The organism is Pseudovibrio denitrificans JCM 12308 (genome assembly GCF_001310815.1).
GTDB classification, from domain to species: Bacteria; Pseudomonadota; Alphaproteobacteria; order Rhizobiales; family Stappiaceae; genus Pseudovibrio; species Pseudovibrio denitrificans.
Genome location: NZ_BAZK01000011.1, coordinates 186,309 through 204,851 on the forward strand (window position 1 = coordinate 186,309; position 18,543 = coordinate 204,851).

Consider the following 18,543-nt stretch of genomic DNA (forward strand, 5'->3'; position numbering starts at 1 on the left):
TCTAACCAATCTCGATATCGAGACCCAGATCCAAAATTGGCGCAGAGTGCGTAATCCAGCCGGAAGAGATGATATCAACACCAGCCTCGGCGATCTCCTGAACGGTAGAAAGCGTAACTGTTCCAGAGGCTTCCAGCACAGCCTGACCATTGTTGATCCCAACGGCCTGTTTCAGCAGGTCAGGGCCCATATTGTCCAGCATCACCACATCTGGCTTGGCGGTCAGGGCCTCTTTCAGCTGGTCCAGCGTGTCCACCTCGACCTCGATGCGCACAAGGTGGCCAGCAAAGGCACGTGCGCTCTCAATTGCGGGAATAACACCGCCGGCAACAGCGATGTGGTTGTCCTTGATCAGGATCGCGTCATCCAGACCGAAACGGTGGTTCATACCGCCGCCACACCGCACCGCATACTTCTCGAAACTACGCAGACCCGGAGTGGTTTTTCGGGTGCACACAATCGTTGCGTTGGTATGTGAAATTTTGCGTTGAAATGCGTTTGTGGCCGTTGCTATGCCGGAAAGGTGGCTCAAAAAGTTCAGCGCCACACGCTCCGCAGTCAAAAGCGCACGAGCAGGACCATGAATGCGGGCGATGATGGTGCCTGGTGCCAACTTATCCCCGTCCTGCGCCAACACAGTAACATTGAGGTTCGGGTCCACCTGACGAAATGCGGAAAGAGCCAGATCAATGCCAGCCAGCACGCCGTCCTTGCGAGCCGCAATAACGCCCGTCGCCATTGCCTCAGCTGGAATGGTTGCCTGCGAGGTGATGTCACCTGCGCGGCCAAAATCTTCCAGCAAGGCGGCCTTAACAGCGTCATCGACCATGATCAGCGAGAGTTCAGGTAGGGAAGAAACACTCATAGCATGTCTTCCTCTGCAACGGCCTTCTTGCCAAGGTCGCTGGCCACAGCATCAGCGGCAAGCTTCTCGATCTGAGCAAGCTTCACATAAGAGCGCTTGGCAGCCTCTGCCTTCTGCGGGAAGTCGGAACGAAAGTGACCGCCACGGCTTTCTTCGCGAAGCAGAGCAGAACCGGTGATCAGCTTGGCCGCAATCACCATGTTGAGGATGGAGTCACGACGACACAGCTTCTCAGCATTGTGCAGGCGGGCTAGCGTCGTGGTCAGGCCTTCCGCATCACGCACAACACCAACATTGCGGGACATGAGAGAGCGAACCAGAGACACCACTGCACGCTCCTGAGGATTGCGCTTGGAAGCCTGATCTTCGCTGTCATCAATCTCCGCCCAGGCATGGACGCGGTGATGTGGCATGAGCGCCTGAATATCTTCTGCAATGCGCGCCGCAAATACAACAGCTTCCAGCAGAGAGTTGGAGGCAAGACGGTTTGCACCATGCGCGCCTGTTGCAGCTACTTCACCGGCAGCCCACAGGTTGTCGACGGAGGTACGGCCAGACGCATCAGTGAGCACGCCGCCCATATGATAGTGCGCAGCCGGAGCAACTGGGATCAGACCGTTGATCGGATCAATGCCTGCTTTTTGACAAGCTGCATAAACACGGGTGAAATGCTCAGGGAAGCTCGCGCCAATAGCTTCGCGGCAATCAAGGAACGCACCGCGACCAGCAGCAATCTCTGTGTGGATCGCACGAGCCACAATATCACGTGGTGCCAGTTCCAGATCCGGATGAAGGCCTTCCATAAAGCGGCGGCCGTCGTTGTTGACGAGGATCGCGCCATCACCGCGGATTGCCTCACTGGCAAGCGGGGCAGGGTCCAGATCAACATCCAGAGCGGTTGGGTGGAACTGAACAAACTCAGCGTCAGAAACCAGCGCACCGGCACGGGCCGCCATGGCAAGACCATGACCGTTTGCTTCACCCGGGTTGGTGGTGGTGGAATAAAGATGGCCAACACCGCCGGATGCCAGGACAACAGCCTTTGCCGGAATGGTGATGCGCTGTGTACCGCCACGACGACGCGCGGTGATGCCGGTTACATAACGGCCTTCGGTGATCAGCTGACAGCCAATGTAACCTTCAATGATGCGGATTGACGGTGTCTTATAAGCCGCATCAACAAGCGCCTGCATGATCGCTTCACCAGCCATGTCGCCGCGTACACGTACAACGCGGTGGCTGGAGTGAGCTGCTTCACGGGAAAGCGCCAGCTTGCCTGCAAGGTCTTTGTCAAACGGAACGCCATAATCCAGCAGATCGTGAATACGGTCAGACGCTTCACGGGTCATGCCTTCAACAACAGCTTCTTCGCAGATGCCGTCACCGGCAGTCAGCGTGTCCTGTGTGTGGGCAGAGTGGTGGTCACCCTCAGCCACAGCAGCAGCAATGCCACCTTGTGCCCACGCAGAAGATGTGCCGCCGCCGATTGGGGCGTTGGTCACAATGGTCACTGGCCGCGGCGCAAGTTTAAGCGCACAAAACAGGCCAGCAAGGCCGCCACCTAAGATAACAACATCATCCACGCCGTTCAGAGCAACAGCAGGGGCGAGAGAAGAACCGAACTGAGACATTTCAGAGATTATTCCAGACTATGGGGACCTGATCTAAAAGGCCCGCTGCCTTTTTTGCAGGCAGCAGGGTGCACTGAAGACTTTTCAATAAGCCAGCTACACGAAAGCCTCTAGTTCTTCAAGTTGATCATGCGTTCTACGGAGGCGCGGGCGCGATCGGCCACACTTTCATCAACAATCACCTCACCGGACATGTCGAGCAGACAATCCAGAATCTTGGTCAGGGTGATGCGCTTCATGTGAGGGCACAGGTTACACGGACGGATGTAGTTTACGCCCGGAGTAGAGGCCGCAACATTGTCTGCCATAGAGCACTCGGTTATCATCATCACCTTCTCAGGGCTGTTGTCCTTCACCCAGTCGATCATGTGAGAGGTAGAGCCAGCAAAATCAGCCTCTGCCACCACTTCCGGCGGACATTCTGGGTGTGCGATAATCTTCACATCAGGGTCAATCGCGCGGTAATCGCGCAGCTCTTCAGCTGTAAAGCGCTCATGTACCTCGCAGGACCCTGCATAGGTCAGCACGTCCACATCAGTCTGATTGTTCACGTTCGCAGCAAGGTACTGATCCGGGATCAGCAGAACCTTGTCAGTGCCCATGGCCTCAACAACCTGAACAGCGTTGGAGGAGGTGCAGCAGATATCGCACTCAGCTTTCACATCAGCAGATGTGTTCACATAGGTGATGATCGGAACACCCGGATTGGCTTCGCGCAGCTTGCGCACATCTTCACCAGTGATGGATTCAGCAAGAGAACAACCGGCATCCATATCCGGGATCAAAACGGTTTTCTCAGGGGAGAGGATCTTGGATGTCTCTGCCATGAAGTGCACGCCGCACTGTACGATGACCTGAGCTTCTGTCTTCGCAGCTTCTTTCGCCAGCTGCAGGCTGTCGCCAACAATGTCAGCCACACCGTGGAAGATGTCCGGTGTCATGTAGTTGTGCGCCAGAATGACAGCGTTGCGCTCTTTCTTCACCTTGTTGATCGCAAAGATCAGCGGTGCAAGCGCAGCCCATTCAATGGCTGGAATAAAGTCCTTCACCTTCTCATAGGCTTCAGCGGTCGCTTCAGCCACTTCAGGTGTGTAGGCAAGGTCTGGTCGCTCCAGAGGCGCATAGCGCTCGTTTGCTGGCACGCCAGCCTGAACAGCAGCACCATCAATGCCGGCAGCAATGTCTTTGACAGCCGGGCTGTCTGTTTCAGCGAATGTAGTCGTGGCGGACATGCGCTATCCCTTGTTCTGCCGGTCTTTAGCCGGATTATACTCAGTGTGAGTATAAGGGGTCTATAAAAAAACACGGCTAGAAAGCCGATGCCAACCCTTATGCTCATTTTGAGTTTTTATAGACCTCTTACCCGCCAACGACAACCTATTCTTTTGCCGAATGCATATAACCCCTGCGTTTAAGCTGGAAATAAGCTTACAAAATAGCCACTTAATTTGTTAAATTTGCAGGGTACAAACAACAAAAGCCCGGTGGTTCTGCTCTTTTGCAAGAACCGCCGGGCTTTAAAACGCATGTCAGAGCAGGGGAATGCTCTTACTTGGCAGGGACATAGCTGGATGGATTGCCATCAGCGCCCTGATTGACCATGTAGTACTGGTTTTCGCCGGTGTCGAACACGAGGAAACCATCCTGATCAGCAGGCTTGGTCTGAGTGCCCCATGGAGACTGAATGGTCACTTCAGCAGCTGGCTCATAACCAATCGCGGACATACGAACCATCTCAACAGGAACAGTCTTCAGCGCACCGGTCAGGCCAGCGTCTTTTGCGTTAAACAGCGCCAGCACTTCCGGAGCCATGTCCAGACGCTTCACAAGGCGGGTGTTCTTCGCAGCAACTTCTTCCAGACCTACCATCTCATACTTGGAATCGAAGGTCTCTTTGCCGATCACGTAAAAATCAGGGCCGGTCTTGCTCATCTGCAGCGCAACAACAGAGCCAACATTCTTCGCGATGTAAGCATCGTCGTAGCTGGTGGAATCAACAGAGCCCAAAGGGCCGCGGATCGCTTCTGGCAGGTCAGCCAGCTTGTCACCAGTGATCTTCCAGCCAAGGATCGGACGGTCCTTGATGTAAAGCTCTTTGGATGGTGCGTGCTTTTCAACGCGTGCGGTCAGCTCTTCCTGGCTCTGGACATCGTCCTGAGCAGATGCAGCCAGAGGTGCGCTTACAGCAAAAGCAAGCAGGCCCGCTGCGAGTGTTTTTCCGAAAGAAAATGAGTAGGTCATGGTCGGCCCCTAAATGTAGATGGGGGAATTAGGTCAGGAGCCAAATCAAAGTCAAGCGTCTCTGCGCGTTTCGCTAGGAAATTGAAATATATTAGTATTCTCACATATGCGCTAATTTACACCTGTGGTTGAAACTCGCTAAAATACCTTAGGGTCAAAAACTCATTCCAATTACTGATGGATGACCTAAGTAATTTCAATTATTGCAGAGTGTGATTTTGGATTACACCTGATTACTCCCCCGCTGCTCAGCGAAAAATACCGACCTCATTGATCCGGCAACCAGTCGTACACCCGTCTGGAGGCAGGAAAGGAAGCTGCAATGTCCCAAGCGACCCAAGCTGGCACCAACGCCTCTGTCCGGCGTGGACCAAACGTCCCGCTTATCATCATCAGTGGATGTATCATCGGGATTCTGTCCTTCGGACCACGCGCGACATTGGGTCTGTTTCTGACACCCATGTCCTCTGAGTTCGGCTGGGGCAGGGATGTCTTCGCCTTTGCTTTGGCGCTTCAAAACCTGATTTGGGGAGCAGCGCAGCCTTTCGCTGGTATGATGGCAGACAAGTTCGGCACTGGCAGAACACTGGTGCTCGGCGCGATCATTTACGCCATTGGCCTCTACCTCATGAGTCTGTCAGACACACCGCTGCTGCTGCAGGTGTCAGCCGGTGTCCTTATCGGCCTTGGCGTTGCCTTCACCTCATTCTCTCTGGTGCTGGCAGCCTTTGCCCGCTCTGTTCAGCCCAAATACCATGGCATCGCCTTTGGCATGGGTACAGCAGCAAGCTCCTTTGGTCAGTTCCTCTTTGCGCCACTTGGCCTTGGCCTGATTGAAAACTTCGGATGGTCAAGTGCGCTGGTCTACATGGCAGCTCTCATCGCCATTGTGCCGCTCTTTGCCTACATCCTGCGCGGACGCTCCGCAGCTCCTGCTGCTGGCAGCTCTGCAAACCCGCAGGACAACCTGACCCTGTCTCAGACATTGGGTCTGGCCTTCAAAACCAGAGACTACATCCTGCTGGTCTTCGGCTTCTTTGTCTGTGGCTTCCACGTGGCCTTCATCACCGTGCATATGCCGACCTTCATCGTGGATCAGGGCTTTGATGTTTCTGTCGGCGCATGGGCGCTGGCACTGATCGGCCTGTTCAACATCGTTGGCTCCATGTCCTCAGGCATTCTGGGTGCACGCTTCCCGAAGCAATATCTGCTCTCCTTCATCTATCTGGCCCGTGCCATCGCCATCACGCTCTACATCACCCTGCCGATCTCGGAGATGTCGACGCTGATCTTCGCGGCCACCATGGGCATCCTGTGGCTCTCCACCGTGCCACCAACATCCGGCCTTGTTGCGGTGATGTTTGGCCCACGCTACATGGCAACCCTGTTCGGCATCGTGTTCTTCTCCCACCAGATCGGTTCCTTCCTGGGCGTCTATCTGGGCGGCGTGCTCTATGAGCAAAGCGGCAACTACGATGCCATCTGGTGGCTGGGAATTGCGCTGGGCATTTTCGCAGCAATCGTGCACTGGCCAATCCGCGAACAATCCGCCACCGCAGGACGTTTGGTCGCCAAGCCTGCGTAAGGCCCCTATTAGTGGAAGTAGCTAGGTTTCTCAGCGTGTTACACCGCAATATTGCCTAGCGTTATTTTCTTGCCTTATGGCCCTCCTTCTGCCAGCTTTCATGCAACATGATTTGGCGAGAAGGATTGGCCATGAGCGAGTTTGATGCCCTCTGGATTGAAGCAGACGAAAGCGGTCGTAAACCGCTGCCTGCCAAGTGGAACAAGGTCACCGTTGACCAGCTCTCTGAAGGCGACGTGACAGTCAAAGTCACGCACACCACCATCAACTACAAGGATGGGCTGGCATTGGCAGGCGCACCGGGCATCACCCGCAAGTTCCCGATGGTGCCAGGCATCGATGTGGTTGGCGAAGTGCTCACCAGCGAAAGCGACCGCTTCAAACCGGGCGATCAGGTCATCCTCAATGGCTATGGCGTTGGCGAAGTCCACACTGGTGCCTATGCGCAGGTCGCCCGTCTGAAGTCTGAATGGCTGCTCCATCGTCCGGAAGAACTCTCTGCTGCCCGTGCAGCTGCAATTGGCACCGCTGGTTACACAGCCATGCTCTGCGTGATGGCGCTGGAGAAGTACGGCCTCACGCCTGAACACGGCCCTATTGCCGTCTCTGGTGCATCCGGCGGCGTTGGCTCTGTTGCCATCAGCCTGCTGTCCAAGCTCGGCTTTGAAACCATCGCCTTCACCGGCCGCACAGAAGAAGCCGACTTCCTCAAAGGCCTCGGCGCAACAGAAGTGCTCGACCGTGCAGAACTGGTGGAGAAGGGCAAGCCATTCGGCAAAGAACGCTGGGCAGGCGCTGTTGATGTAGCAGGCAGCCACACACTGGCAAACCTGCTCGCGCAGACCAATTACGGCGGCGCTGTTGCAGCCTGCGGACTGGCACAAGGCATGGACCTGCCAGCATCCGTAATGCCATTCATCCTGCGCGGTGTCGCGCTGCTGGGCGTGGATTCAGTGATGGCGCCAATGGCTCTGCGTGAGCAAGCTTACCGCCGCCTGGTGCAGGATCTCGACCTGACCAAGCTGGACACCCTCTCTGAGACAATCAAGCTGGCAGACGTTGAAGAACGTGCCGCCAAGCTGCTCAAAGGGCAAGTCCGCGGTCGCACCATTGTGGAAGTCGAATAGCGTTCAACCGCTGCGTATCGCCGAAAAGTGGGAACAGGTTTTCGGATAAAGATACGCAAATACAATAGCTCTATACAAAGAGAAACCCCGCTTCAGTGGTCACTGAGGCGGGGTTCTTTATTGGAGCGGTCAGGCTACCAAACTTATCCAGACCAGGAGGAGGGGATTAGCTCCACCCGCCTTTGTAGGTCTTGTAGAAGATGTGCTTACCGATGCGCTTTTTACGCTGCATAGTTGGGGCCCAGTTCGGACGAACATAAGTCGCATGATAGTGAGTGGAAGCGTCCACGGCTGGGATGCTCACTTCACCATTCACGATCTGCTGTGCGATCTTTTTCGCTTTTGCCCATGGGCCAGCTTCCGTCACGCGCTCAGGAATGCCATCACAGGCAAAGGAGAACTGACAAGCGTTCTTCATGCTCTTGTTCTGATAAACCACACCACAAACCGTGTTCGGGTAAGCAGGGTTCTTCAGACGGTTGAGAACAACCTGTGCCACCGCAATCTGGCCGTCACGCGGCTCACTGCGGGCTTCAAAGTAAATCGCTTCCGCCAGGCAGCGCATTTCGGTCTTGGAGTTCTTCACCGAGCTTGGCAGCTGGCGCATGTACCACCAGTGCGGATTGGTCTCGGAGTAAGATGCCAGCTCTTTGTCTGAAAGCTGCGGCTTGCCGGAAGGCGTAATGGACACCTGCGGCTTGTTCAGCAGCGCATCAAACGGAGCTTTGTCTGTCTGTGGTGTTGCTGGCGCATAAGCGGTTGCCAGCGCAATTTCATTTTGCTTGGCAATGGAAAGCGTCTCAGGCTGCTTTGGAGCGGCCTTGGCCATCGCAATCTGCTTGCGCGCTGCCAGAGCAGCTCGGCGCGCGGCTTTGCCAAGTGGAGAGTTGTCGGTCTGATCCTGTTCAGGAAGACCAGCCAGCGCATCCCCACCGTAATGCCCGTTGAAGGCCATCTGAGGAAGCTGGGAAACAAATCGATCCGTGCTCTTTGGTTTGCCTGCGTTCTGGATGAAGGCAACAACGCGGCTCGGCAGGTTGGTGATTTGCATATCACCCTTGCCGGTGCGGTTCACCGCATAACGTTGTGGTGCTTTCTCCTCAGCAGGCACAAAGTACTTCGCGAACTTCTGGCTGTCTCCTGCAGAAACAGACTGAAGCCACCGCGGTGTATCTTCGTCGAGGGTTCCGGTGAGTGCCGGAATATCCTGCAACGCAACTGGAGATGCAGCAAAGGTTCCAACTGCAAGCCCTGCAGCTAGAATAGGGTACTTAAAGTACATGAGGACAGCACGGCGTCCTTCATTCTTCTTCATCCCATGGCCCGACATACGCAATCTACTCCAAATCAACGCCCAAAACTCAGCGCTTCTCAGTCCCTAAAAAGGGAACCCCTAACTCTGAGATCGACAGGATGAAGAAGCCCGATAAAATCACTCCCACCCGTCAATTTTCCGGATGAGCGTATTTTTCGCTTTTAACCTTGATATAAAGTTAAGCCCGCCAAAACCCCAGTTATTCTGCCACAGTTCACGCCGCTGACAGTCAGCATATGGTTAATATGCAGGGGCAGTACTCACCAAAAAACTAGGGCTATTTCATGTCTGGGTGGATTTTTCAGCGGGCCAAAAATCATAGGAAATAAAAGGCGTCATGCAGAAAATGACACCTGTGATATCTTGGAGTGCCTGTAGGATATCAACACAATCAAAATCTTAACAAGATTAACCATAAGGCCTCTCGTTGAATCCACAACTCCGTTTTTCCTATGAAATTCTGCCGAGAAAAAATTCAAAAAAATTGTAGATAACGTAACGTCATTTAAGGCGAAAATGTGAATCAGAGCAGGCTGACCCGCAAACCCGGAGCAGGGCGCTCCTTCAAAATGTCTCGCCGGAACCGGTAAAGCGCTGCTGGACGCCCGCCCGTAGCAGTTGAAGTTCCCCCAGTTTGCTCAACCAGTTGTCCTGTTTCGACAAGACGGCGGAAGTTCTGTTTATGCAAATGCCGACCGGAAATCGCCTCCACGGTCTGCTGCAAATCAGTCAGTGTGAACTCCGGTGGCATCAGTTCGAAAACAACCGGCCGATACTTCAGCTTCGCACGCAAACGGGAAAGGGCCGTTGCCAGAATGCGCCGATGGTCATGAGCAAGGCCTTCGCCAAGGTCGGGCAGGGTGCCACGCTCAAGGGCTGTCGGTTGCTTGTCACGCAGGGCTTCATAGATCAGCCCGGAGCCATAAAGCAGCTCATAGCGATCCAGAACACGCTCCTCATCCCATTTCAGCGAACCAACGCCAAACGCCAGCTGATAGCGATCTTTCCGGCTGAGTTCCTGATAGGTGCGGGCATCATCATCCGGCCTCTTGCTGAAGGCTCCATGCTGGGGTGGATGATCTCCTCCAGCATCTTCGGCTGCCCACCGCGCCAGTCCTCCCATGGAAAGAAATCATACCATGGCCGCCATCGCGCGCCTTGTTTGGCCAGAAGCTTCTCTGACTCAGGCGTCTGGCGCGTCAAAGCCAGATAGCAACGGAGACCATATGTGGCTCACCCGCTTTCGCCAGCGAGTAACGCCCCCGGTCCCCAAATGTATAAAGCTGCTCCACGTGACCAATATGAAGAGCCGTCTGCTCCTCAACAAAAGCCCGCAGGCCCAATTCAAAGGTGCGGTGAACACGCGGATCAAACGGGCCCGATGGCAAACCGGAACGTTCGTCCTGCACTTTCTGCGGCACCGTCAAAACAAACGGCACTTTGTCTTTCACGGAAACGATGACAGCATTCAGACCAATGCCGAGCTGAACAGGCTCCATGCCAGCACCTGGGCGGGCTGCATCTCCTGTTTCCATCGCATTGCTCATCAAAGTCTGCTCCGTGTTCATTAGGCAAGTTCAGCAAGGGCAGCAGGTTCAAGGGAGAACTGGTTGCCCTCAAAGGTCTCCGCTCCGCGGCCAATCTCTTTGATAGATTGTATCATGCGCCCATTTCGCTGCAAAAGAGTGTCTGCCAAAGAGATAAGCAGCGGATTTGGTGTCGCTACAGGAGAAACCTTGCGCAAATGCTGCGCCAATGCGCGTTCATCAGCCTCCGGCAAAGCTGCACAGGTGATGATGTAAGCGGCAGCTGTCGACCGGCTCACCCCAGCCCAGCAATGCACCAGTAAGGAACCGTTTGCTTGAGCCTGCTCTGCAAAGGCCAGCAAGCGCTCCACATGCTCCACCTGAGGAGCAATCAGCCCGTCACGTTCCTCTGCAATGTCATTGAACTCCAAAACCAGATGATGTGCTGGCTTTGGCTCAACCGGCAAAACCACATCTGTGCCCGGGGAAACGAGAGAAAGCACATGGGTCGGTGCTGCAACATGCAATGTGTCTTCCAGCTTGGAAAGGGGACACACATGCAGCATCAGCGACCTCCGACAGCTTTGCGAGCTTCATTCAGCTCAGTAAACCGTGCAAGGAAAGCTTCCTGCGCATCCTTGGTCGGCAAAGGTGTGATGCTCTCCGCCAGGGCGTCCAGCTGCGCGGCACTCACTTTGGCAGGCTTTCCGAAAATCTTGTCAGCCTCTTCTTGGCTGAAACCAGCCAGATGGATCGCCTCCAGATAAGCACTGATGATATCAGCCTTCTTGGCGAGTTTGGCAATGCTGGCTGGTAGATCAGCAGGCAAATCAAAGGCCTGGTGAATGGCATGATGCAGGCGTTCTTCAACGGCCTTATAGGTGCCACCCATCACGTTCTTGAAGGGCGAGATCATATCGCCGATCACATACTCCGGCGCATCATGCAGCAGGATCGCCATGCGCCACTGAATGTCCAGATCAGGCTTCAGCATTAGTGCAATCTCTTCCACCACCACACAGTGCTGTGCAACGGAGAAGGCATGGTCGCCGATCGTCTGTCCATTCCACCGCGCCACACGCGCGAGCCCATGAGCGATGTCAGAGAGTTCCACATCCAGCGGAGAAGGATCGAGGAGATTCAGTCTCCGGCCAGAAAGCATCCGTTGCCAGGCACGAGGAGAAGATGAGGAAAGCTCTGCACACATATGTCAATCAAGCCAGTCGTCGGAGGTATCTAGGTTTCTAGCAATATCTCTTAGTCAGATGAAGGCCAGTTGAAGGTTGCCCACGCCTGAATGGAAGTGGAAAGCGTAACGCCCTCACACATCAGCGGCACACCCGCGTCCACCGCTGCCTTCGCACGGTCCAGACGCAACATCGCCAGCCCAGCACCGCCTGCGGAAGATCCTAAAGCACCAACGCTCTTTTCGCCTGCCAGAACATCACTACCAGCAGCCGGAAGATCACTATCGGCGGAAACCTTGATGATGCGCTTACGGGCAGTGCCGCGGTGCTTCATGCGGGAAACAACTTCCTGCCCGATAAAACAGCCCTTGGAGAAGGCGATACCATTCAGGCTGTCCATGTCCGTATCATGCGGGAACACATCAGCAGCTGGAAATCCTGCCCACTTTGTGGAACGCCAAAACCAATCCGATGCGCATGATAATCAGCCTCAGATGCAGTCTCTTCGACTGCACCAGTCGCGATATAACGCAGGCCCATCTCTGCAAGGCGTGGATCCTGCGGCTTGTCTGCTGATAGGTCATCGCCCCACTCAGCAACCACATGAACCGCTTCATCAGCTGGCTCAACAGTCACTTTGGCGCGCAGCTTGTAGAAGGCGAGGCGCTTGGCAAACGCATCCAGCTCTTCAGCACTCACGTCAATCAGAAAACCATCCGTGCTCTCATCCGCAAATACAAAGAAGTCCCAGAGGATCTTGCCTTGCGGTGTCAGCAAAGCACCAAATGCGCTGGAGGTCGCGCTGAGTTCGCTCACATCACAGCTGACGAGATTTTGGAGGAACTCCTTGGCATCATCGCCAAAAACCTTCACGAGCCGACGCGAAGTGAGAATGGTGCGTTCAGATGCCATGGGCCTGTCCTTCCAACGAATAAAACAACAAGAGTGTTTCATAACCCATCCGCCAGCCTCACACCACGGAAAAAGAATTGTTTCTGTGGGTGAATCTGCTCCTGAAGTGACCACTCTTCCACGTGCGTTTGCAGCGATGTTTTCTGAAAAGATGAGGCTGGTAAAGAGAAAACCAAGGGCCTTGAGATGTTTATCCGAACAATCCAGTAATCCCATGTTTCTGGCAGTTTTCTGCAAATATCTGTGATGTTTTGACGTCGCAAAACTGTCGTCTGCGTGAACTAACTCTTGCTGCACATTGATTTCAGTTCTTGATTCTGGAGATGCACGTGACATCAACTATCAGGCAGTCAAAGAAACGTTTGGATCGTGCAGTACATCGCTCAAAGCTGATCTCCATGGAAGGCGTGCTGGAACGCCTGTTCACTTTTGCTTTTAAAGGACTGGTCTACCCGCAAATCTGGGAGGATCCGGAGGTGGACATGCAGGCCCTGCAGTTAAAGCCCGACTCCAGAATGGTCACCATCGCCTCGGGTGGCTGCAACGTCATGTCCTATCTCACTGCCAACCCGCAGCAGATCACCGCAGTCGACCTTAACCGCGCCCATGTCGCCCTCAATCGCCTGAAGCTCACCGCTCTTCAGGAGTTTCCCGACTATGCCACCTTCTACCGCTTCTTCGGCGAAGCAGATGAGAAGACAAACATCGCGGCCTATGAGAAGTACCTCAAACCCGCCATCGATCCCGAAACCATGGCCTACTGGGAGGGCAGAGACATGACCGCGTGGGGCCGCAAGCGGATTACCCTCTTTTCGCGGGATCTCTACCACCACGGCATGCTCGGCTACTTCATCGGCCTCGGCCATCTCATTGCGAAGGTCTATGGCGTCGATCTGACCAAGATGGCAGAGACGCAGAATGTAAAAGAGCAGCGGACGTATTTTGACAAAACGCTGGCGCCGCTCTTCGACAAGCGCCTGATCCGCTGGGCAACCTCCAAAAAGATGTCGCTCTACGGCCTCGGCATCCCACCTGCACAGTACGAAAGCCTTGCAGCAGAGGGCGGAGGGAACATGGCTGGAGTGCTCAAGCAGCGTCTGGAAAAGCTGGCCTGCGACTTTCCCATGGAAGAGAATTACTTCGCCTGGCAAGCCTTCACCCGCGGCTACGCCCCGTCAGAAAGCAGGGGTGGAACCGGTCCATCAGGTCCTCTGCCGCCCTATCTGAAGCCGCAGCACTTCCCGGAAATCCGTAAAAGAGCCTCCCGCGTGCGCGTTGTTAATCGGTCTTTCACAGAGCATCTGGATAATCAGTATGCAAACAGCCTTGATGCCTACGTCCTGCTGGATGCGCAGGACTGGATGACAGACAGGCAGCTGAACGATCTATGGGCAGGAATATCCCGAACGGCAAGAACAGGCGCACGCGTCATCTTCAGGACAGCTGGCGAGCCAAGCATTCTGCCGGGCCGGGTGCAAGACGGAATACTGGGGCAGTGGACCTATGAGGCAGCGGAAAGCGCACGCCTCAACAAGCTGGATCGCTCCTCCATCTACGGTGGTTTCCACCTCTACATCTATAACTGACAAGAATAAGCATGTGAGGGAAGTGAAATGGCGAATGAAAAGTCCTCAGCCTCACTGATGGATAAAATCTATAAGAACCAACGGCATTTTTATGATCTGACCAGAAAGCATTACCTTCTTGGCCGCGATCATCTCATCAAACACCTCTCAGCGCCGCGGGGTAGCACGGTGTTGGAGCTGGGCTGTGGCACTGGTCGCAACCTCATTGAAGCCGCACGGGCCTATCCAACCTGCCAGTTCTTCGGCGTCGACATCTCCTCGCAAATGCTGAAGACGGCAGAGGCAAACATTCACAAAGCTGACCTGTCCCACCGCATCCACTTGGCTCAAGGGGATGCAACCAGCTTTGATCCCTTTGAGAAGTTCGGCATCGACACGTTCGACCGCGTGTTCCTCTCCTATTGCGTCTCCATGATCCCGCCATGGGAAGACGCCCTGCGCAACGGCACCAAGCTTCTTGCAAAAGGCGGTCAGCTCTCAGTGGTGGACTTCGGTCAGCAGGAACGTCTGCCTAGCCTGTTCAAATTGATGCTGGAGAAGTGGCTCGGCAAGTTCCACGTGCTGCCGCGCGAAAACCTGCAGGATGTGCTGCACGATATCGCACAGGACCAACGCGCCAAGCTGCGCTTCCTGCCGCTCTATCGTGGATATGCCTACTATGCGGAACTCGACAGCAGCTTCTACACGCGCTTCATGGAAAAGCCGGAGCAGATGGACCTGTTGGAAGCAGAAAACGAAAGCCACCGCGAAATCCGCAAGGCCGGATAATCAACCGCGCAAGCAAAAAGCCCACCAGAACCTCTGATGGGCTTTCATCAAACAGTCATCGCAACAGCATTAGTCTCCGGCAATGAAGCTGCGGACGTCGCCATTCTTGGAGATGCCAAGGCGATAGAAGGTCCATGCGCCATAATCCAGCATCTCGTAGTAATCAGCTGCAGTAACGATTTGGTACATTTCAACCTTTTGAGAAGGGGTCAGGTCGTGCAAAGGATACCGGGCAAAATAGGGCCAGACATAGGTTTCTTCCTCTGTTCCCTCATTCAGCCGCAAGTATCCAGCGGTGACGATATCCAGAAGGATAGCAAGGATCTCGTGCCCCTCACCATCACCAGAGCTGTCCTTCAGAAAGCCGACCGGATCACGAACCGGTGTAAACGACAGTTCCGGCGGTTGCTCTTGCTTGGCAAACAGCGGTGCCAGCGCAGAAACGTCACCACTACGGGCGATCTCGATCAGCGCCGCGCGCGTCACCTTCACAGCTTCTGGCAATCCTGTATCATCATAAAAGACTTCCAGTTTTGGCAGAGGAGGTTCTTCAGCAAACTCGTTGTCCAACGCATCTTCAAGACTGGTATCTCTGTTGAAATCTTCGTCCAACAGCGGAAATTGCTCAGCCTTGGGGCGCTGAATGCGAATCGTTTCGGTTTTGATTGCCTGTGTTGCAGCCATAGCCGGGGCTGAGGCGCAAAGTAACCCTATGATGAGTAGGCGAAAATACATGAAGTGCTCCGAAACGGACGAGGGGCTTGTGTTTTGCCCCCTAGTTTAAGGGCTTGTAGGGAATCAAGGAAGAAACGACAGAATGCCTATGCACAAGCTAGAGGGCCTTTAGAGAATTTATAGGAAGATCTGACAGGTCTTCTGCGCAGTTTGGAAGTTTGGATTAAAGCGTTGAATATAGAACTCTTCATTACGGGTATGATCATCGGGCTCATCACGTCCGCGCCGATTGGGCCTGTAAACGTGCTGGCGATCAGAAGGGCAGTGCACTACGGCTTTCTGCCAGGCTTTATTGCTGGCTTTGGTGCCGTGCTTGCTGATGGCGTGTTCGCCACCGCTGCGGCCTTCGGTGTGACAGCCATTTCAGAGTTTGTCGAAAGACACGAGTTCTACATCCAGACCATTGGCGGCCTCTTGCTGATCATCTTCGGTGTTGTCGTGTTCCGCTCTCATCCGCACCTGAAAGGCGGCAGTGATGGCGGCCCAACAGTATGGCGCGGTATGATTGTCTCGTTTGCCATGACGGTCACCAATCCCGGCGCCATCCTCGGCTTCATTGCGATCTTTGGCTCATTGGGCGAACACGCCCCAGAGAAGGGCGACTACATCGGCGCGCTTGCGCTCGTCCTTGGTGTGCTGAGTGGTGCGCTCTTGTGGTGGGCGTGCCTGTCCGCTCTGGTCTCAAAGCTGCGCAACCGCATGAATGACAACTGGCTCTCCGCCATCAACCACGGCGCGGGCGTTGTTCTTCTCGTCTTCGCCGCGATCATTCTGGCAAAGGTCGGCTACGAGCTGTTCTGCTAAACGCAGTCCTTTGAGTCAAAAAAGCCCCGATCAATCGGGGCTCTTTGAAAATCAGCTAAGCTGGATTAGTGCAGTCGGCGCTCTAGAGAATAGTCACCGCGCTCAACGCGCTGTGGCAATTCCTGCGCGAATTTGGAAACGGCTTCTTCTCCGTAAAGAGAAACCAGATCCATCATGGCAGAGAACAGCGCTGCATGCGCAAGAGCTGTACTGTCGATGCCGTGAGATAGACCATCCTCCCAAGCTTCCTGAATGAAGCTCAGAGCCAGTCGGCGGATGTCTGCATCAGATGCATCGATCTCTTCTGTGAATTCGCCGGCGATAGCGTCGTCCTTGATCATGCTGGCTCTCATGTCCCTCTATGTGCTGCTTCTTGTTATTTGCCGTTACATGTAACGGGCAAACGAAAACAAATGAAGCGTCGCATGCCTTATCTGTTAAACGGACGTTAACACGCGAAACGGCAGGAACAACCGACTCACTGATGTTTTGGTAAACTCGTCCAGAGCTTCTGTAAGTTATGGTTAATATTTGTGGCAAAGCCGAGTTATCCAAAAAACGCGCAATAATTGTCTGTGGAAAATGGTTGCAACCGGCTTTTTTATCAATCGCGGCTGTACTTACCCGTGACTTCTTGGGTGATAATTACACCTTCGTCCGCGAATCTGCGAGAGGCCTCAATCGCCGCTGGAGTGCAGGTTTGATAGACCGAGGCGAATCCCCGATAGCTCTGGTTAAACCGCTCAACAAGCCGTCTGCGGCGCAGCTCGTTTTGCACCTCTGCACCCAGTAAAGAGTACATGCGCTGGCGCCATTCATCAGCTTCGTCATGGCCGCAAAGCGGGCGCAGATAATGAAGCGCACCCAGAATTTCTGAAAGGCGGATGAGCTGCTGCTCATAAGGTGGCTCTTTCAACTCTGGCTGAGCGGGCTTGCCCGGAGATTGTGGTGAACTTTGCGCAAACGCGCTGGGCGCAGCGGCAACACTTAAAAGCATCAGGCCAGCACAAACCCCACGGCGAAGAGACCGAGCAGGGGCCGCACAGGACCAAATCCAGGCTTTACGTTTTGCAAGTTCAGTCAAGCCACATCTCACAGCATGCTGGTTGCTTCAGATTCTGTAAGGATGGCGGTCTCCCCGCGCTCTGTCCACTATGGAACCTTGGGGATTTCCTGTTTTCCCTTGTTGCAACTAGCGCTGGTAGGAAGATGTGACAGCGTATTCCCGAAAAGTGGTTCCGGTTTTCGGACAAGAATACGCGCGAGCTCTAACTACATCTTAGAAGGTTTAGAATGTGCTGCTGCATTCCCGGAGCTAAAGGCAGGTTCATGGAATCTTCCCAAGTGTACCAGCCCAGCTCGGACGCATCAGAACTCGCCTTCTCTTCACCTTCCACCTGACTGCAGGTGAAAACATGAATGCGATACTGCACCTTGCTGTCTTCGGGAGAGGGGTAGGACACCGTCCATGTTTTCAGGTCAGTTGCAGCCAGAGAGGTCTCTTCTGTGAACTCGCGCTGTGCAGCCTCTTCGAGGCTTTCGCTGGCCATAACTTTGCCGCCTGGAAAGCTCCAGAGGCCTTTGGACGGGGATTGAGCTCGCTTAACGAGCAACACTTTATTGTTCTGGACACAGGCAACGCTGGTTGCCTCGATGTATTCCGGAGATATTTTCTTGCTCATGAAAACAGGGCGTCGACATCCGCTTGAGTGCTTTCCTCAGTGCTGATTGTCTCATCCGGCAAGTGGCCATGGATGATAGACCCTGCCTGCGAAAGCAGCGGTCTGATGACGGTAACGGCCTTATCCTGAACGATTTGCAGCAGTTCACCCGTGACTTCAGCTGAGCCAAGCATCTTTTGAAGTGAGATCACCTCCTGATCAATCTCGGCAATACACTTCTCAAGCGCGTTGCGCAGCCGTTCTTCAACAGCTCCATAAGCGCGAATAGCCAGTTCTTTCGCTGAGAACTTAGAGGCACTGAAATGTGTGATATAGTCTGCCGGTTCCCATGCCAGAACATCTTCTGCGCAATCGGGAATGTCAGGAAGCATTTCAAGAAGCATGACCACTTCGTTGAAATGGTTGAGATAGTCAGTTGCAAGGCCCGTGGATGGATTGATGTTTGCATGCGTCAAAAGCTCAGGAGAAAGATCTCCTATGCCAATTTTATCGCAGTACATATCCATTGCAGCCTCCCAGCTTCCTATCTGTCGCGCGGAACCTATCTCTCGATTGGTTGCAATTTTACTAAAATGTGAA

19 protein-coding genes and 1 pseudogene are annotated in these 18,543 nt (G+C 54.2%); 5 read left to right on the forward strand and 15 right to left on the reverse strand.

The genetic code is table 11. The features are described from left to right. Position 1: 1 nt before the first annotated feature. The 4 genes from nadC to JCM12308_RS16500 form a co-directional block, all read right to left on the reverse strand. Positions 2–865, reverse strand: coding sequence for a carboxylating nicotinate-nucleotide diphosphorylase (nadC, locus tag JCM12308_RS16485; protein ID WP_054784478.1), 864 nt, complete (start codon positions 863–865; stop codon positions 2–4). After that, entirely contained in the window at positions 862–2,496 is a 1,635-nt protein-coding gene (locus JCM12308_RS16490; RefSeq protein ID WP_054784479.1) for an L-aspartate oxidase, read from the reverse strand. The genes nadC and JCM12308_RS16490 overlap by 4 nt, the downstream gene beginning before the upstream one ends. A 110-nt stretch (positions 2,497–2,606) precedes the next feature. Beyond that, positions 2,607–3,728, reverse strand: a complete 1,122-nt coding sequence (gene nadA / locus JCM12308_RS16495; protein ID WP_054784480.1) for a quinolinate synthase NadA — start codon at positions 3,726–3,728, stop codon at positions 2,607–2,609. A gap of 316 nt (positions 3,729–4,044) precedes the next feature. Further along, positions 4,045–4,737: a hypothetical protein gene (locus JCM12308_RS16500; RefSeq protein ID WP_014284369.1), complete on the reverse strand. Its 693-nt coding sequence runs from the start codon at positions 4,735–4,737 to the stop codon at positions 4,045–4,047. Between the two features lie 322 nt (positions 4,738–5,059). On the opposite strand from JCM12308_RS16500, the gene JCM12308_RS16505 reads away from it, so the two are divergent. Both JCM12308_RS16505 and acuI read left to right on the forward strand, forming a co-directional pair. After that, positions 5,060–6,322 (forward strand): MFS transporter, encoded by a 1,263-nt coding sequence (locus tag JCM12308_RS16505; RefSeq protein WP_054784481.1) that lies wholly within the window; start codon positions 5,060–5,062, stop codon positions 6,320–6,322. A gap of 107 nt (positions 6,323–6,429) precedes the next feature. Beyond that, positions 6,430–7,449, forward strand: coding sequence for an acrylyl-CoA reductase (NADPH) (acuI, locus tag JCM12308_RS16510; protein WP_054784482.1), 1,020 nt, complete (start codon positions 6,430–6,432; stop codon positions 7,447–7,449). Positions 7,450–7,615: 166 nt separating this feature from the next. On the opposite strand, the gene JCM12308_RS16515 is transcribed toward acuI, so the two are convergent. The 6 genes and pseudogenes from JCM12308_RS16515 to JCM12308_RS30190 all read right to left on the reverse strand — a co-directional run bounded on the left by JCM12308_RS16515 (position 7,616) and on the right by JCM12308_RS30190 (position 12,389). Then, entirely contained in the window at positions 7,616–8,779 is a 1,164-nt protein-coding gene (locus JCM12308_RS16515; RefSeq protein WP_008549839.1) for a cell wall hydrolase, read from the reverse strand. Positions 8,780–9,287: 508 nt separating this feature from the next. Further along, positions 9,288–10,311: pseudogene (locus JCM12308_RS16520) on the reverse strand (NUDIX hydrolase). Between the two features lie 20 nt (positions 10,312–10,331). Further along, positions 10,332–10,856, reverse strand: a complete 525-nt coding sequence (locus JCM12308_RS16525; protein ID WP_054784483.1) for a tyrosine phosphatase family protein — start codon at positions 10,854–10,856, stop codon at positions 10,332–10,334. After that, positions 10,856–11,497, reverse strand: a complete 642-nt coding sequence (locus tag JCM12308_RS16530; protein ID WP_054784484.1) for a YfbR-like 5'-deoxynucleotidase — start codon at positions 11,495–11,497, stop codon at positions 10,856–10,858. Before JCM12308_RS16530 ends, JCM12308_RS16525 begins: the two co-directional genes overlap by 1 nt. A 50-nt stretch (positions 11,498–11,547) precedes the next feature. Next, positions 11,548–11,877 carry a CAF17-like 4Fe-4S cluster assembly/insertion protein YgfZ gene (ygfZ, locus tag JCM12308_RS30185; protein WP_208978650.1) on the reverse strand — a complete coding sequence of 110 codons (330 nt, stop codon included), beginning with the start codon at positions 11,875–11,877 and terminating at the stop codon, positions 11,548–11,550. Beyond that, on the reverse strand, positions 11,865–12,389 hold the full coding sequence (locus tag JCM12308_RS30190; RefSeq protein WP_208978651.1) for a YgfZ/GcvT domain-containing protein: 525 nt from the start codon (positions 12,387–12,389) through the stop codon (positions 11,865–11,867). The genes ygfZ and JCM12308_RS30190 overlap by 13 nt, the downstream gene beginning before the upstream one ends. A gap of 323 nt (positions 12,390–12,712) precedes the next feature. Here JCM12308_RS30190 and JCM12308_RS16540 point away from each other — a divergent pair, with 323 nt between their 5' ends. Together JCM12308_RS16540 and JCM12308_RS16545 are read left to right on the forward strand one after the other, a co-directional pair. After that, positions 12,713–13,975, forward strand: a complete 1,263-nt coding sequence (locus tag JCM12308_RS16540) for a BtaA family protein (RefSeq protein WP_054784503.1) — start codon at positions 12,713–12,715, stop codon at positions 13,973–13,975. Positions 13,976–14,002: 27 nt separating this feature from the next. Next, positions 14,003–14,743: a class I SAM-dependent methyltransferase gene (locus JCM12308_RS16545; RefSeq protein ID WP_054784485.1), complete on the forward strand. Its 741-nt coding sequence runs from the start codon at positions 14,003–14,005 to the stop codon at positions 14,741–14,743. 69 nt (positions 14,744–14,812) lie between these two features. Here JCM12308_RS16545 and JCM12308_RS16550 read toward each other — a convergent pair whose 3' ends face one another. Further along, positions 14,813–15,478: a hypothetical protein gene (locus JCM12308_RS16550; protein ID WP_208609058.1), complete on the reverse strand. Its 666-nt coding sequence runs from the start codon at positions 15,476–15,478 to the stop codon at positions 14,813–14,815. A gap of 171 nt (positions 15,479–15,649) precedes the next feature. On the opposite strand from JCM12308_RS16550, the gene JCM12308_RS16555 reads away from it, so the two are divergent. Beyond that, on the forward strand, positions 15,650–16,282 hold the full coding sequence (locus JCM12308_RS16555; RefSeq protein WP_208609062.1) for a LysE family translocator: 633 nt from the start codon (positions 15,650–15,652) through the stop codon (positions 16,280–16,282). A 65-nt stretch (positions 16,283–16,347) separates the two neighbouring features. Here JCM12308_RS16555 and JCM12308_RS16560 read toward each other — a convergent pair whose 3' ends face one another. The 4 genes from JCM12308_RS16560 to JCM12308_RS16575 all read right to left on the reverse strand — a co-directional run bounded on the left by JCM12308_RS16560 (position 16,348) and on the right by JCM12308_RS16575 (position 18,470). Further along, the gene (locus JCM12308_RS16560) at positions 16,348–16,623 is read right to left on the reverse strand and encodes a hypothetical protein (protein ID WP_014284380.1); all 276 of its coding nucleotides are present in this window, start codon (positions 16,621–16,623) and stop codon (positions 16,348–16,350) included. A gap of 263 nt (positions 16,624–16,886) precedes the next feature. After that, entirely contained in the window at positions 16,887–17,366 is a 480-nt protein-coding gene (locus tag JCM12308_RS16565; protein WP_054784488.1) for a TIGR02301 family protein, read from the reverse strand. 184 nt (positions 17,367–17,550) lie between these two features. Beyond that, positions 17,551–17,964, reverse strand: coding sequence for an NUDIX hydrolase (locus tag JCM12308_RS16570; protein WP_054784489.1), 414 nt, complete (start codon positions 17,962–17,964; stop codon positions 17,551–17,553). Further along, entirely contained in the window at positions 17,961–18,470 is a 510-nt protein-coding gene (locus JCM12308_RS16575) for a hypothetical protein (RefSeq protein WP_054784490.1), read from the reverse strand. The genes JCM12308_RS16570 and JCM12308_RS16575 overlap by 4 nt, the downstream gene beginning before the upstream one ends. Positions 18,471–18,543 lie beyond the last annotated feature (73 nt).

Coding starts and splice junctions, on each gene's coding strand:
- nadC (WP_054784478.1), bottom strand. CDS start 865: ATGAGTGTTTCTTCCCTACCTGAACTCTCGCTGATCATGGTCGATGAC.
- JCM12308_RS16490 (WP_054784479.1), bottom strand. CDS start 2,496: ATGTCTCAGTTCGGTTCTTCTCTCGCCCCTGCTGTTGCTCTGAACGGC.
- nadA (WP_054784480.1), bottom strand. CDS start 3,728: ATGTCCGCCACGACTACATTCGCTGAAACAGACAGCCCGGCTGTCAAA.
- JCM12308_RS16500 (WP_014284369.1), bottom strand. CDS start 4,737: ATGACCTACTCATTTTCTTTCGGAAAAACACTCGCAGCGGGCCTGCTT.
- JCM12308_RS16505 (WP_054784481.1), top strand. CDS start 5,060: ATGTCCCAAGCGACCCAAGCTGGCACCAACGCCTCTGTCCGGCGTGGA.
- acuI (WP_054784482.1), top strand. CDS start 6,430: ATGATTTGGCGAGAAGGATTGGCCATGAGCGAGTTTGATGCCCTCTGG.
- JCM12308_RS16515 (WP_008549839.1), bottom strand. CDS start 8,779: ATGTCGGGCCATGGGATGAAGAAGAATGAAGGACGCCGTGCTGTCCTC.
- JCM12308_RS16525 (WP_054784483.1), bottom strand. CDS start 10,856: ATGCTGCATGTGTGTCCCCTTTCCAAGCTGGAAGACACATTGCATGTT.
- JCM12308_RS16530 (WP_054784484.1), bottom strand. CDS start 11,497: ATGTGTGCAGAGCTTTCCTCATCTTCTCCTCGTGCCTGGCAACGGATG.
- ygfZ (WP_208978650.1), bottom strand. CDS start 11,877: ATGGACAGCCTGAATGGTATCGCCTTCTCCAAGGGCTGTTTTATCGGG.
- JCM12308_RS30190 (WP_208978651.1), bottom strand. CDS start 12,389: ATGGCATCTGAACGCACCATTCTCACTTCGCGTCGGCTCGTGAAGGTT.
- JCM12308_RS16540 (WP_054784503.1), top strand. CDS start 12,713: ATGCACGTGACATCAACTATCAGGCAGTCAAAGAAACGTTTGGATCGT.
- JCM12308_RS16545 (WP_054784485.1), top strand. CDS start 14,003: ATGGCGAATGAAAAGTCCTCAGCCTCACTGATGGATAAAATCTATAAG.
- JCM12308_RS16550 (WP_208609058.1), bottom strand. CDS start 15,478: ATGTATTTTCGCCTACTCATCATAGGGTTACTTTGCGCCTCAGCCCCG.
- JCM12308_RS16560 (WP_014284380.1), bottom strand. CDS start 16,623: ATGATCAAGGACGACGCTATCGCCGGCGAATTCACAGAAGAGATCGAT.
- JCM12308_RS16570 (WP_054784489.1), bottom strand. CDS start 17,964: ATGAGCAAGAAAATATCTCCGGAATACATCGAGGCAACCAGCGTTGCC.
- JCM12308_RS16575 (WP_054784490.1), bottom strand. CDS start 18,470: ATGGATATGTACTGCGATAAAATTGGCATAGGAGATCTTTCTCCTGAG.